The organism is Minwuia sp., from assembly GCF_048263705.1.
In the GTDB taxonomy this organism is placed as follows: domain Bacteria; phylum Pseudomonadota; class Alphaproteobacteria; order Minwuiales; family Minwuiaceae; genus Minwuia.
In genome coordinates, this window is record NZ_JBLXDV010000009.1 from 14960 (window position 1) to 29020 (window position 14061).

At 64.4% G+C, this 14061-nt stretch carries 13 protein-coding genes; 10 read left to right on the top strand and 3 right to left on the bottom strand.

Features of this window, described 5'->3' with window-relative positions; translation table 11 throughout:
- The first annotated feature begins 137 nt into the window (after positions 1-137).
- From fliF to ACN0X7_RS13505, 9 genes are read left to right on the top strand one after another with little or no spacing between them, the layout of a single operon-like run.
- The gene (gene fliF, locus ACN0X7_RS13465) at positions 138-1835 is read left to right on the top strand and encodes a flagellar basal-body MS-ring/collar protein FliF (protein WP_417518079.1); all 1698 of its coding nucleotides are present in this window, start codon (positions 138-140) and stop codon (positions 1833-1835) included.
- A gap of 17 nt (positions 1836-1852) precedes the next feature.
- The gene (fliG, locus tag ACN0X7_RS13470) at positions 1853-2866 is read left to right on the top strand and encodes a flagellar motor switch protein FliG (RefSeq protein WP_417518081.1); all 1014 of its coding nucleotides are present in this window, start codon (positions 1853-1855) and stop codon (positions 2864-2866) included.
- A 15-nt stretch (positions 2867-2881) separates the two neighbouring features.
- Positions 2882-3514: a hypothetical protein gene (locus tag ACN0X7_RS13475; protein WP_417518083.1), complete on the top strand. Its 633-nt coding sequence runs from the start codon at positions 2882-2884 to the stop codon at positions 3512-3514.
- The gene (fliN, locus tag ACN0X7_RS13480; protein ID WP_417518085.1) at positions 3507-3866 is read left to right on the top strand and encodes a flagellar motor switch protein FliN; all 360 of its coding nucleotides are present in this window, start codon (positions 3507-3509) and stop codon (positions 3864-3866) included. Before ACN0X7_RS13475 ends, fliN begins: the two co-directional genes overlap by 8 nt.
- 1 nt (position 3867) lies before the next feature.
- Positions 3868-4650, top strand: a complete 783-nt coding sequence (locus tag ACN0X7_RS13485; RefSeq protein WP_417518087.1) for a motility protein A — start codon at positions 3868-3870, stop codon at positions 4648-4650.
- A gap of 21 nt (positions 4651-4671) precedes the next feature.
- Positions 4672-6054 (top strand): sigma-54-dependent transcriptional regulator, encoded by a 1383-nt coding sequence (locus ACN0X7_RS13490; RefSeq protein WP_417518089.1) that lies wholly within the window; start codon positions 4672-4674, stop codon positions 6052-6054.
- A 19-nt stretch (positions 6055-6073) separates the two neighbouring features.
- The gene (gene flhA / locus ACN0X7_RS13495; protein ID WP_417518091.1) at positions 6074-8224 is read left to right on the top strand and encodes a flagellar biosynthesis protein FlhA; all 2151 of its coding nucleotides are present in this window, start codon (positions 6074-6076) and stop codon (positions 8222-8224) included.
- Positions 8225-8229: 5 nt separating this feature from the next.
- Complete coding sequence (locus tag ACN0X7_RS13500) at positions 8230-9171, top strand: GTPase (protein WP_417518093.1); 942 nt, start codon at positions 8230-8232, stop codon at positions 9169-9171.
- Positions 9168-9983 carry a MinD/ParA family protein gene (locus ACN0X7_RS13505; RefSeq protein WP_417518095.1) on the top strand — a complete coding sequence of 272 codons (816 nt, stop codon included), beginning with the start codon at positions 9168-9170 and terminating at the stop codon, positions 9981-9983. The genes ACN0X7_RS13500 and ACN0X7_RS13505 overlap by 4 nt, the downstream gene beginning before the upstream one ends.
- Before the next feature lie 4 nt (positions 9984-9987).
- Here the strand turns inward: ACN0X7_RS13505 and ACN0X7_RS13510 are convergent, their stop codons facing one another.
- From ACN0X7_RS13510 to ACN0X7_RS13520, 3 genes are all read right to left on the bottom strand, one after another.
- A complete protein-coding gene (locus ACN0X7_RS13510; RefSeq protein WP_417518097.1) occupies positions 9988-10914 on the bottom strand; it encodes a substrate-binding periplasmic protein in 927 nt (308 codons plus the stop codon).
- Positions 10911-11237 carry a c-type cytochrome gene (locus tag ACN0X7_RS13515; protein ID WP_417518099.1) on the bottom strand — a complete coding sequence of 109 codons (327 nt, stop codon included), beginning with the start codon at positions 11235-11237 and terminating at the stop codon, positions 10911-10913. The genes ACN0X7_RS13510 and ACN0X7_RS13515 overlap by 4 nt, the downstream gene beginning before the upstream one ends.
- A 145-nt stretch (positions 11238-11382) precedes the next feature.
- On the bottom strand, positions 11383-13098 hold the full coding sequence (locus ACN0X7_RS13520) for a PQQ-dependent dehydrogenase, methanol/ethanol family (RefSeq protein WP_417518101.1): 1716 nt from the start codon (positions 13096-13098) through the stop codon (positions 11383-11385).
- A gap of 148 nt (positions 13099-13246) precedes the next feature.
- Between ACN0X7_RS13520 and ACN0X7_RS13525 the strand changes: the two genes are divergently transcribed.
- The gene (locus ACN0X7_RS13525; protein ID WP_417518103.1) at positions 13247-14023 is read left to right on the top strand and encodes a DUF1194 domain-containing protein; all 777 of its coding nucleotides are present in this window, start codon (positions 13247-13249) and stop codon (positions 14021-14023) included.
- The last annotated feature ends 38 nt before the right edge of the window (positions 14024-14061 follow it).

The window sequence follows — 14061 nt, forward strand, 5'->3', positions numbered from 1 at the left end:
CCGCAACGACCGACCCGGCATTTTTTTCCCACCACCCGGCAAATCCTGCCCAGCATTAACTTCGCATTTACGAGCCCGCTCTATCGTCGCCGCTGTCACAAGAGGTGACGGCACGCAACAGAGGGGCTTCGGCGACCTTGCCAGATGCAATCAAAAATCTCGGTATCACCCGGCTGATCCTGATCGCGGGCGTCACGCTTTCGGTCGTCATCTTCTTCGTCTTCCTGGCAAGCCGCGTCGCCAAACCCGACATGGCCCTGCTCTACAAGGATCTTGATCCCGGCGACGCCTCGGCAATTGTCCAGATGCTGGAAGGCCAGGATGTGCCCTTCGAGATCCGGGGCGGCGGCAAGGAACTGTTCGTGCCGCGCGACCGGGTGGACCGCCTGCGCATGACCGCCGCTGAACTGGGCCTGCCCCTTGGCGGCTCCGTCGGCTACGAGATCTTCGACAAGACGGACTCGCTCGGCACCACCAACTTCGTTCAGAACGTCAACCTGCTGCGCGCGCTGGAAGGCGAGCTGTCGCGGACCATCACCTCGCTGGACCGGGTGGATGCCGCGCGCGTGCATCTGGTCATGCCCAAGCGCGAAGTGTTCCAGCGCAGCGACCGGCAGCCCAGCGCCTCCATCGTGATCAAGGTGCGCGGTTCCCTGGGCAGCGAGCGCGTGACGGCCATCCAGAACCTGGTCGCCGCCGCCGTCCCCAGCCTGGAGCCGGGCCGCGTGTCCGTCGTCGACAGCCGGGGGAACCTGCTGTCGGCGGGCATCGGCGGTCCCGGAGAAGGCAACAGCGCGCCGACCGCCCTGCAGGACATCCGGCGGTCGCAGGAACAGCGCATCAAGCATGCCGTCGAATCCCTGCTGGAGCAGACTGTCGGACCCGGTCGTGTCCGGGCCGAGGTGACCGTCGAGATCAACCACGACCGCGTGACCACACAGAGCGAAACCTATGATGGCGACAACCCGGTGGTGCGTTCCACGCAGCTGCGCGAGGAAACCTCATCCTCGACGGACGGCAGCAATCAGGACGCCGTGACCGTCGCGACCAACCTGCCAGGCCAGGACTTCGGCAATGGCGAAACCAGCGACTCGTCCAACACGGAATCCCTGACCGAGGAAACCATCAACTACGAGATTTCGCAGAAGATCACCACGCAGATCCGCGAGCCCGGTGTCGTCGAGCGCATCTCGGTCGCGGTGCTGGTGGACGGCAACTACGAAGCCGATGCGGATGGCAACCGGACCTACAGCCCGCGCACCGAGGAAGAACTGGAACAGCTGTCCCGGTTGGTGCGGTCAGCGGTCGGCTATGACGCCGATCGGGGCGACACGGTAGAGATCTCGAACCTGCGGTTCGTCGATGTGAACGCCGTGTTCGCCGAACCGGAACCCGAGTTCAACATCATGGGCTTCAGCAAGGCCGATCTGATGCGCTTCGGCGAGACCGCCATGCTGGCCCTGATCGCACTGCTGGTCATGCTGCTGGTCGTGCGTCCGATGCTGAGCCGGATCGTCGCCTCCGGCAATCTGGACGTCGGTGATGACACGCTCGCTCTGGCGGGGGCCGGCGGCGATGTCAACGCGGCCATCGGTGCGGTCGGTCGCGCGTCAGGCGGCGGCCTCGCCCTGCCCGCCCCGGATGGCGGGGGCGGTGACGATGACGACCTGCCGGCCGTCGTTCAGCCGAAACCCCGGCAGCGTCAGGCCATCGACCTGAGTCATGTCGACGGCAACGTGAAGGATTCATCCCTGAAGCAGATCGCAGAGATCGTCGACCGCCATCCTGAAGAGGCCGTCTCGATCCTGCGCAGCTGGCTCTATCAGGACCGCTAGGGAGTACCGTACGGACAATGGCCAGTCTCGAATTCAGAAACCTCAGCGGCTCGCAGAAGGCAGCGATCATGATCCTGTCCCTGGGCGAGGAAAGCACGGCGAAGGTCTGGGAACTGCTGGACGACGAGGAGATCAAGGAAGTCTCCCAGACGATGGCGAACCTCGGCTCGATCAACGCCGATGTCATCGAGCGGCTGTTCGTCGAATTCGCCAACCAGATGACATCCGGCAGTTCGCTGGTCGGTTCCTTCGAAAGCACCGAACGCATGCTGGCCAAGACCCTGCCGCGCGAGCGGGTCGAGATGCTGATGGAGGATATCCGGGGTCCGGCTGGCCGCACGATGTGGGACAAGCTGGGCAACGTGAACGAGATGGTGCTCGCCAACTATCTCAAGAACGAATACCCGCAGACGGTTGCCGTGGTCCTGTCCAAGATCAAGCCCGACCATGCCTCCCGCGTGCTGGGTTCGCTGCCCGAAGACTTCGCCATGGAAGTCGTCGCCCGGATGCTGCGCATGGAATCGGTGCAGAAGGAAGTGCTCGACAAGGTCGAGGAGACCTTGCGTATCGAGTTCATGAACAACCTGGCGCGCACCAACCGCCGCGACAGCCACGAGATGATGGCGGAGATCTTCAACAATCTGGACCGCCAGACCGAAAACCGCTTCGTCGCCGCACTGGAAGAACGCAACCGCGACTCGGCGGAACGCATCAAGGCGCTGATGTTCACCTTCGAGGATCTGGCGAAACTGGATCCCGCCGGGGTTCAGACCCTGCTGCGCAATATCGACAAGGACAAGATGGGGCTGGCGCTGAAGGGCGCATCCGATTCCCTGCGCGACCTGTTCTTCTCCAACATGTCCGAGCGCGCGGCCAAGATCCTGCGCGAGGACATGGACGCCATGGGACCGGTGCGGCTGCGCGATGTCGAGGCCTGCCAGATGGAGATGGTCAACGCCGCCAAGGATCTCGCCCAGAAGGGCGACATCATGCTGGCCGACAACAAGGGCGATGATGAACTTGTCTACTGATCCGGGACAGCAGCGATGAGCGAGAAATTTCTGTTCGATCAGGAGTTCGACGAATCCGGTCGTCCGCGACGGGCCGCCCGCGCCGAGACCTTCGGCGAGGACGATCTGAACGCCGCGCGGGCCCAGGCATTCGCCGAAGGTCAGGAAGAGGGTGCCAGGTCAGCCAGCGCCACCATCGAGGCGACCGCCGCCGACATTCTGAACCAGGTCGCGGAACAGCTTCAGACGCTGTCGGGCCAGTTCGACGGCTTCGCCCAGGGCTGGCGCGCCCAGGCTTCGGCCATCGCCGTCGCCGTGGGTCAGAAGCTGGCGCATCGCCTGATGCAGGACCACCCGATTGCCGAGATCGAGGCCATGGTCGCCGATTGCGTCGCCGAACTGCACGAGGAGCCGCGGCTGGTGATCCGGACATCCGATCCGGTCGCGGAAGTGCTGCGCGAACGGCTGGACGACATCGCAGGGAAGGCCGGGTTTGACGGTCATCTGGTGCTGCTGCCGGACCAGCAGATGAACGATCAGGATTGCAGGGTCGAATGGGCCGATGGCGGCGTGGTCCGCGATCAGGCAGAAACGGAATCGAAGATCAATCGCGCTGTAGAGGCTTTCGTGGCCTCTCCCAGCCCGCAAGGGAGCATGAATCATGTCTGACGAAAGCGAACTCAACCTCGACGACATGGACGATACGGACGCCCCGGTGCCTTCGACCTCGCTGGTCGAGAACGACGGCGACGAGGATGAGGAGACCGGCCGCACGGCGAACGATCTGGAAACGGTCTTCGATATTCCGGTGCAGGTTTCCGCCGTGCTCGGCCGATCGCGCATGCAGGTCAGCCAGTTGATGAAGATCGGCGCCAGCACGGTCATCGAGCTGGACCGGAAGGTCGGTGAGGCCATCGACATCTACGTCAACAACCGGCTGGTCGCCCGCGGCGAGGTCGTCGTCGTCGACGAACGCCTGGGCGTGACCATGACCGAAATCATCAAGGGCAACAGGAACTGACATGTTCGGGCGTTTCGACATTGCCACGCTGATCGGCCTGATCGCCGGGTTCGGACTGCTTGCGCTGGCCGTGCTGCTGGGCGACGGCGCGCTGAACTTCATCAACCTGCCGTCCGTGCTGATCGTGATCGGCGGCACGCTGGCCGTCACCCTGATCAGTTTCAATCTGGGAGACGTGGGACGCGCATTCCCGACCACATTCGGTGTGGTCTTCCGCCGTCCGCGCGATGCCTCGCAGGCCGCGATGATCGCCGTCAAGCTGGCGGATGAGGCCCGCCGGAAGGGCCATCTGGGCCTGCCGCGCACGCTGACCGGCGTTCGCGACGAACCATTTCTGCGCAAGGCGCTGGAGATGGTTGCCGACGGCACCCCCACCGCCGAGATCGAACGCATTCTTGAAAACGACATGGCGTCGATACAGAGCCGCGAGAAGGGCGTCGCCCAGATCCTGCGCCGCGCCGCCGAGGTCGCCCCCGCCATGGGCCTGATCGGCACGCTGGTCGGTCTGGTGCAGATGCTCAACCGGCTCGACAGCCCCGCCGACATCGGTCCGGCCATGGCGCTGGCGCTGCTGACCACGCTGTATGGCGCGGTGCTCGCCAACATGGTGCTGAACCCGCTGGCCACCAAGATCGAACGCCACGCCTCCGACGAGGCCACGCTCAACCGGCTCTATGCCGCCGCTGCCTGTTCCATCAGCCGCAAGGAAAACCCGCGGCACCTCGAAACATTCATCAATTCGCTGCTGCCCCCGCTGAAGCGCGTGCAGTTCTACGCGACCTGATCTGAGAAGGGAGAAGTCCAGATGAGACTCCTTATTGTCGGCCCGCTGTCGGGTCAGTTCGGTGCGGCGAGCAAGATCGCCATGGATCAGGGGGCCAAGGTCAGTCACGTCGACACGATCGACGCCGCCATGCACGCGCTGCGCGCCGGTCGGGGCGCCGACCTGGCGATGGTGGATGTGCAACTGAACATCGCCGAATTCGTCAACGGGCTGGCGACCGAGCACATCAGCCTGGAAGTCGTCGGCTGCGGCATCGGCAACGACACCGATGCGGCGGTTCGCGCCATCAAGGGCGGGGCCAAGGAATATGTCCCGCTGCCCCCCGACCCCGAGCTGATCGCAGCGGTCCTGAAGGCCGTCTCCGACGACGAGACCGATCTTCTGTACAGCGATGCGCGCATGGATCAGGTGATCAAGCTGGCCGATCAGGTCGCGCCGTCCAACGCCTGCATCCTGATCACCGGCGAAAGCGGGACCGGCAAGGAGGTGATGGCCCATCACATCCACACCCGCAGCCGCAGGTCGGACAAGCCCTTTGTCGCCGTCAACTGCGCCGCAATCCCCGACAATCTGCTGGAATCCGAGCTCTTCGGGCATGAGAAGGGCGCCTTCACCGGTGCCGTCGCCCGCCGCATCGGCAAGTTCGAGGAAGCGCACGGCGGCACATTGCTGCTGGACGAGGTCTCGGAGATGGACACCCGCCTGCAGGCCAAGCTGCTGCGCGCGATCCAGGAGCGCGAGATCGACCGGGTCGGCGGACAGAAGCCGATCCAGGTGGATATCCGCGTGATCGCAACGTCCAACCGGGACCTGCCGACCGAGGTGAAGGCCGGCACCTTCCGCGAGGATCTGCTCTACCGTCTGAACGTCGTGAACCTGAAGCTGCCGCCGCTGCGGGAACGCCCCGCCGATGTGGCGCTGCTGGCCGAACATTTCGTCAAGAAATACGCCACGGCCAACGGCGTGGAGCGCAAGCCCCTGTCCGAACAGGCCGTGCACGTGCTGCGCAGCCATGGCTGGCCGGGCAACGTGCGTGAACTGGAAAACACCATGCACCGCGCGGTCCTGCTGGCGACGGATGACGAGATCGGTGCGGAAGCCATCGTGCTGCCCGACGGATCACGCCCCGGCGGCGCGCCCGCGCCCTCGATCGGTGACATGGCGGGATCGATCAGCGCATCGGTGGACGGCGAGGAAGGCACCGATCATCTGGTCGGCCGCACGGTCGCCGAAGTCGAACAGCGGCTGATCCTGGATACGCTGGATCATTGTCTCGGAAACCGGACCCATGCCGCCAACATCCTTGGCATCTCGATCCGCACCCTGCGCAACAAGCTGAAGGCCTACACCGAAGAAGGTGTGCCCGTGCCGGGGCCCGGCGAAGCCCGCCAGTACGCGATCTGACCGGAGCTAGATCAAACCGATGAGCGAACGACTTCCGGCAGAACGCGGAGGCGGACCGGTGACCCCGACGGGCGGAAGCCTTTCCGGTTCAGGTGCCGATTCCTTCAACGTATTGCGCACCATGCTGTTCCGGACGGACATCGCCCTGGCGCTGGGCGTCGTTGCCATCCTGGTCATCCTGATGCTGCCGATGCCGGGCTGGCTGCTCGATTTCAGCCTGGCCAGTTCGATCACTTTCTCGGTGCTGATCCTGATGACCTGCCTGTTCATCGGCAAGCCGCTGGAATTCAGTTCCTTCCCCACGGTGCTGCTGATCGCGACCATGTTGCGACTGTCGCTCAATCTGGCCTCCACCCGGCTGATCCTGTCGGAAGGCCACACCGGCACGGACGCCGCCGGCAGCGTCATTGAAGCCTTCGGCAATTTCGTCATGGGCGGCAACTTCGTCATCGGCATCATCGTCTTCTCGATTCTGGTGATCGTGAACTTCGTGGTGATCACCAAGGGTTCCGGACGCATCGCCGAGGTCGCGGCCCGCTTCACGCTGGATGCCATGCCCGGCAAGCAGATGGCCATCGACGCCGATCTGTCCTCGGGCCTGATCGACGAGAACGATGCACGCAACCGGCGCAAGGAACTGGAAGACGAAAGCACCTTCTTCGGCGCGATGGATGGTGCGTCCAAGTTCGTGCGCGGCGACGCCATCGCAGGCCTGCTGATCACCTTCATCAATGTCATCGGCGGCATCATCATCGGCGTCGCGCAGAACGGCATGGACTTCGGCACCGCCGCGCAGACCTATACGCTGCTGACCGTGGGCGACGGCCTGGTCAGCCAGATCCCCGCGCTGATCGTGTCGGTCGCGGCCGGCCTGCTGGTGTCGAAGGCCGGAGTGTCGGGTTCCGCCGACAAGGCCATGTTCGGTCAGTTGAGCGGCTATCCCAAGGCCCTCGGCCTGTCGGCGTTCCTGCTGGGGTCGATGGCGCTGCTGCCCGGCATTCCGATGATCCCGTTCCTGCTGCTGGCAGGGGCCGCAGGCTACGGCGCCTATTACATGGCCAACAAGCCGCCGCCGGTGGATGTGGACGAGGCAACCGCCGCCGAAGAGGTCGACACCAATGCCGAACCCGCAGAACAGCCCCTGTCAGAAGTGCTGGCCATCGACGATCTGCGCCTGGAGATCGGCTACGGCCTGCTGAAGCTGCTGGAAGGCGACGGCACCGGCCCGAAACTGACCGACCAGATCCGGGCGCTGCGCCGCCAGTTCGCATCCGACATGGGCTTCGTCATGCCCAGCGTGCGCATTCTGGACAACGTGCAGCTTGGCGCGAACGCCTACGCCTTCCGCATCAAGGAGGTGGAGGCCGGACGCGGCGAGGTGCGTGTCGGGCGACTGATGGTCATGGATCCGTCGGGCCGCGATATCGACATCCGTGGCGACGAGACGATCGAACCGGCCTTCGGCCTGCCCGCCAAGTGGATCGACGAGAGCCTGCGCGAGGAAGCGAGTTTCCGCGGTCTGACCGTCGTCGATGCGGCGACCGTCATGACCACGCATCTGACCGAGATCATGAAGGATCACATGTCGGAGCTGCTGTCCTATGCGGAAACGCGGAAGCTGCTGGACGATCTGCCCGACGCGCACAAGAAGCTGGTCGATGACCTGATCCCGAACCAGATTTCGGTCTCGGCGATCCAGCGCGTGTTGCAGAATCTGCTGTCCGAGCGCGTGTCGATCCGGGACCTGGCGAGCATTCTGGAAGGCATCTCGGAAGCCGTCGGCTTCACCAAGAACGTCACCCTGATCACCGAACATGTACGCACCCGCCTGGCCCGCCAGATCTGCAACGCGAACCTCACCGGCGACGGGTTCCTGCCGCTGGTGTCGCTCTCGCCCAACTGGGAGCAGGCGTTTGCCGAGGCGCTGCAGGGCCAGGGGGAGGAACGGCAGTTGGCGATGGCCCCCAGCAAGCTGCAGGAATTCATCGGCGCGGTGCGCATGAACTACGACCAGCTGGCGCAGCAGGGTCACGATCCGGTGCTGCTGACAAGCCCGGCCATCCGCCCCTTCGTGCGCTCGATCGTCGAACGTATCCGCAATTCGACGGTGGTCATGAGCCAGAACGAGGTGCATCCGAAGGTGCGCCTCAGAACCCTGTCGCAGATCTGATCTGAATGCTGGTCCGCACCTTCATCGCGCCTTCGATGGCCAGGGCCCTGTCCGAGGTACGGCGGGAACTGGGGGCCGACGCGGTCATTCTGGGCTCGACCCAGGTGCCCGAGGGCGTCGAGGTCACCGCCGCCGTCGAACCGCCCGAAGAGATCACCATCGCCGCGCCCGAACCGGCCATCCCCGAAGAGGCGGCCTTTCTGGTGAAGGCCGTCGCCTTTCACGGCGCACCCGTCGGTCTGAACGAACGCATCTGCCGAACGGCCGCCGCATCGGGTCACGACGATCTGGTCACCGCCCTGACCGCCGGCATCGACGAAGCATTCAGGTTCCGGCCGCTGGCGCCCGCTCGGGAGCAGGCACTGGCGCTGGTCGGACCTCCGGGCGCGGGCAAGACCGTCGTCGCCGCGAAATACGCGCTGGAGGCCGCCCTGTCGGGCACACCGCTGCGGATCGCGACCACCGACATCGAACGTCCGGGCGGCGATACCCGGCTGAAGGAACTGGCCGCCATCATCGAGAACCCGCCGGTGCGGCTCAGCCCGGAACGCCGGTTCAGCGGCGGCGGCAACCGGCTGATCGATACCGAGGGCGTCAATCCCTTCGATGCCTATGACATGGCCCGGCTGACCGAAACGATCCGCATCAATGAGGCCGAACCGGTGCTGGTGCTGCCCGCCGGCGGCGACCCGTTCGAATATGAGGACATCGCCGCCGCCTTCCAGGCCATCGGCGTGCGCCGCATCATCGCGACACGGCTGGATACGGCCCGGCGGATCGGCGGGCTGCTGGCCGCGGCGGGCAATGGGCTGTCGTTCTGTATGGCCGGTGCCTCGCCGGTGATCGCCGACGGTCTGCACGAACTGACCCCCGCCGCCCTCGCCCGCCTGATTCTCAGTGATCCCGATGCCGACAAGGCCCTGAACCGCGACAGGAAAAGCGCATGACACAGCATCCCGCCCGAGCCAGTGCCGCAACCGGCGCGCGATCCCAAGGCACCGCGCATCCATCCGTCGCGCTGGGCACCAACATGATCGCCATCGCCTCGGGCAAGGGCGGCGTCGGCAAGACGTGGTTTTCGATCACCCTGGCGCATGCGTTGCGCCGCAAGGGGCGCAAGGTGCTGTTGTTCGACGGCGATCTGGGTCTCGCAAATGTCGATATCCAGCTCGGCCTGTCCCCAAAGGGTGATCTGGTCCAGGCCCTCAGCGGACAGAAGTCCTTCAACGACGTCGTGACCCACGACAGCGCTACCGGGATCGACATCGTGACGGGCCGGTCCGGCCTGGCCCAACTGGCCGACGCCGACAGCGGACATCTGGATGTGCTGGCGCGCGGGCTGGGCCTGATCAGCGACATGTACGACCATGTGGTGCTGGATCTCGGAGCCGGGATCGACCGGGCCGTGCGCACGCTGGCAGGCAACGCGCGGCAGGTGCTGGTCCTGACCAATATCGAGCCGACATCCATCACCGACGCCTACGCCCTGATCAAGCTGCTGCATCAGGACAACCCGGCGACGGACATGAAGATCATCGTCAACAGCGCAGACGACAGCCGCGATGGCGAACGCACCTACGGCAAGCTGAAAATGGCCTGCGAGAATTTCCTGAACTTCTCGCCCGCGCTGGGCGGCATCATTCGCAGCGACCGGCATGTGCCCGAGGCCATCCGGCGTCAGATGCCGCTGGCCACAAGGCATCCGACCAGCGAAGCCAGCGCGGACGTCGACCGGATCGCCGGGACCCTGCTCCGCTGAGCGCCTATTCCCCCGCCAGCATGGCCGGGGTGATACGCTTCAGGACCTTCGGCGGCTGCGGTTTGATGAAGGTCATCTGCCACTTCTGCGCCAGCTTCTCCAGCGTGCCGTCGGACTTCATCGCCGTCAGCGCCGCATTGATGCGCGACGCCAGATCGGCATCCCGCTCCAGAATTGCGAAGCCCATGTTGATGCCCAGCGGGTGCACGTAGCCCGAGAAGTGGATCGGTGCGTCCGCGTTGCGGCGCATGAAATTGTCGAACTTGTGGACTTCCAGCACGGCGGCATCCAGTTCGCCGTCGGCCAGCGCGGGCAGGACGCCCTCGCTCTGCCGCATGCTGACAGCCGTGGGGATCAGGACGCCGCCGCGATAGCGATGCACCAGGACCGAGGCCATCGTCTCGACCTCATAGCCGATACGGCGGCCCTCCAGATCATGCAGGCCCGTTACCTGAAGGTCTTTCAGAACCGGCCCCAGAAAGACGCCGAAGGAAACACGGTTGTAGGGATCGGTGGCGGCCAGCACGCCCAGCTTCACCAGCCGCCCGCGCTCGGACCGCTTCATCCCGTCATATTCGGGGATTGCGCCCTGATCGGTCTCCGGCTTGCCGAGCGAGGAAGCGACCAGCGGATATCCGCCGACCACATCGCACAAGCCATCCGAAAGCAGCGCGTTGGCTTCCCAGACGGGCACGTTCTCCTCGTCATTCTCGGCCTCGAACCATTGCACGGCAAAGCCCATGTCCAGTCGCCGGGCCACCTCCTCGGCAACGCCATGGTCGAAGCCGCCCTGCCGGGAGCGGAACTTGAACGACAGAGGCGGCGAATCCTCCTCCAGACAGACGGTCAGGGTCTGTTGTGCCGAAGCAACGCCGACAAGGCCCGAGAGACAGAACACCAGGGCTGCGAGGAGCGGAACGACGCGCATCATTTACCCTTGGTCTTCACATAGGCCCACATGTGGTCGATCTCCTCATCGGTGACGATATCGCTCCAGGCCGGCATTTCGCCGCGCGGCCCGCGTTTGCCTTCCTTCACCACCTTGATGAAGCGTGCCTTGTCCCCGGGCTTCATCTTGCGCAGGTCAGCGGCACGGGCACCCGAATTGATCATGCGCGGCCCGTGACAGACCGAGCAATAGGTATGGTAGAGTTGATTGCCGGTATCGGCATCCGCAGCGCGCACCGGGGTCTGCCCCAGCGTCGCGGACATGACCAGTGCCGCAAGGGCCAGTCCGGTGATCTTGAACATCATGAAATCTCCAGTGCCTCGTCGTGGATCACGGGGCACATCCTTGTCGTCACGTCTGAACATCGTCTGAACCGGCAAACGCAACCATGCCGGACAGACGAGGGGCCGCCCGGCAAGCGGACGACCCCTCTCCGTATTCCCGCGAACCCTATTCAGGCAGCAGCGCGAAGGTCCAGAAGGACCCGCCCGGCTGCACCGAGGTCAGCTTGGCGACGGTCTCGGGTGACCCGACACCCTCGACACCGCCCAGCAGGGGCACATAGTTGCGATAGGCTCCGCCGATACCCGACGCGATGGTCACGTACTGCGTGCCGTCGATCGTGTAGGTCACCGGCTGGCCGATGATCCCCGAGCCGGTCTGGAACTGCCAGACCATCTCACCGGTATTGGCATCGAACGCCTGGAACTCACCGGTCTGGGTACCCGCGAAGACCAGATCACCACCGGTAACCATGGTGCCGCCCCAGTTGGCGATCTCCAGCGGATGTTCCCACTTCGCCTCGCCCGTCATCGGGTCCAGCGCCCGCAGGTAGGCGTGCGGCTCATCCTGCTTCATGTGGAACAGCGCCTTCGACAGGTCGATACCGACATAGAAGGTACCCTTGACGAGCTTCGGCTCGATGGCCTTGTAGCCCATGCCGATTTCCAGCGTGTTCGTGTAGACCAGACCGGTTTTCGGGCTGTAGGACGCCGGGAACCAGTTCTTGCCCCCGAACGCGCCTGGCCAGACGACGATTTCCTCGCCGGCCCGCATCTTCTTGGTCAGTTCGGAATCGATCGGACGGCCGGTCTTCATGTCGATGCCGTCGGCCCAGTTCAGGTGCTTCACATACTGGTTGGCCGCCAGCAGCTCGCCGTTGGTGCGGTCCAGCACATACAGGAAGCCGTTGCGGGCAACATGGATCATGACCTTCCGGTTCTTGCCGTCGATGGTCATGTCGGTCAGGATGTTTTCGCCGACCTCGTCATAGTCGTACGGGTCGTTCGGCGAATACTGATAGTGCCAGACGATCTCGCCGGTCTCGGGGCGCATCGCCAGGGTCGAGGCGATGTAGAGATTGTCGCCCTTGCGGAATTCGGCGTTCCAGGGACCGCCGTTGCCGGTGCCCCAGTAGACCAGGTTCAGGTCCGGATCGTAGGAACCCGTGATCCAGGTCGGGCCGCCACCGTGTTTCCAGGTATCGCCCGGCCAGGTTTCGTGGCCCGGTTCGCCCGGTCCCGCGACCGTGAAGCGGCGCCAAAGATGCTTGCCGGTCTTCAGGTCCCAGCCGTCAATGTAGCCGCGAATGCCGTATTCGCCGCCCGAAATACCGGTGATCACCGCCGACGGCGTGACCAGGGGCGCCAGGGTCATGGACTGGCCTTCCTCGATGGAGGCGGCCTGCGAACGCCAGACCTCGGACCCGTCCTCGGTCTTCAGCGCGACGACGAATCCGTCCAGCGTCACGCGATAGAGCAGGCCGTCGAGAATGGCCGCCCCGCGATTGACGATGCCGCAGCAGACGATGCGCGGGGTCTCCGGCGGATATTCGAACTTCTGCACCCAGATGTTGCGGCCCGTGCGCACGTCGATCGCGTGGGTCGCATCGTGTGTCGTCACATACATCCGGCCTTCGTGGATGATCGGCTGCGATTCCTGACCGCGGTTGTCACCCAGACTGTAGTTCCACACCGGCACCAGTCGTTTGACATTCTTGGCATTGATCTGGTCCAGCGGGCTGTAACGCTTCTGGTCCCAGCCCATGCCCAGTGTCAGAACGTTGTCGGGCGTATTCGCATCGTTCTTGAGGTCGTCGATGGACTGCGCCCCTGCCCCGAACGGCAGAGTTGCAAGTACAGCGACGCCCAGCAGGCGCTTCAACATTGAATAATCCTCCCTTATCACAACGGTTTCGTGACCATTGCCTTGTTTATCGCTTTCGAGTTTCCCCTACTGCAGCCTGCTTGGCAAGAATATGAATGCGTGTTTAATGTTCATCCGAGAGATGTTTGCCCGTTTGCTGATCATATTCATGGCCGGATGGCTGTCCGTCGTGCCCGCCTCGGCCCAGCCTTCGGGCGCGGCGGAATCGAACGCCGTACCGGATGCGGCGGCTGCGTCCGTCCCCATCGATCTGGAGCTGCTGATCGCAATGGATGTGTCCCACAGCGTCACGTTCACCGAACATCAGTCGCAGATCGAGGGCGTCGCCCGCGCGTTCGAGCATCCCAGGCTGATCAACGCGATCAGAAACCTGCCCGGCGGCAGCGCAGCGGTTGCATTGATGCTGTGGGCAGGCCCTGAAAACCAGCTGCTGGCTGTCCCCTGGATGGCCATCAGCGATGACGCAAGCGCCTTCCGCTTCGCCGCCGCCCTGCGCAGACAGACCGAGCCGCCGTGGAAGGGCCTGAGCTTCACCGCCATCGGGGACGCGCTGCTTCAGGGTGCGGATGCGCTGTCGTCGAACCGGTTCCGGGGGACCCGGCGGGTGATCGATCTGTCCGGCGACGATCCGTCGAACCAGGGCGTGGATGTCGCCGAAGCCCGCGATCTGGTCGTGCTGCAGGGCATCGTCATCAACGGCCTGCCAATCCTGCAGGACCGTAGCGAGCACGAGGACCGGGAGAAGCTGGTGCGCTACTTCGAGAAGGAGGTGGTCGGCGGGCACGGCCATTTCGTCATCCCGACTGTCGATTTTCACGACTTTCCCCGCGCCATGCTCGCCAAGCTGATCACCGAGGTCTCGGGCACGGAACCGGACCGCACGGATCAGTTCGCATGGCAGCATCCGTCCGGACCGGACCGGTAACCGCCAGAACCGTCACCTTCCCGACCGTTACCTCCGCC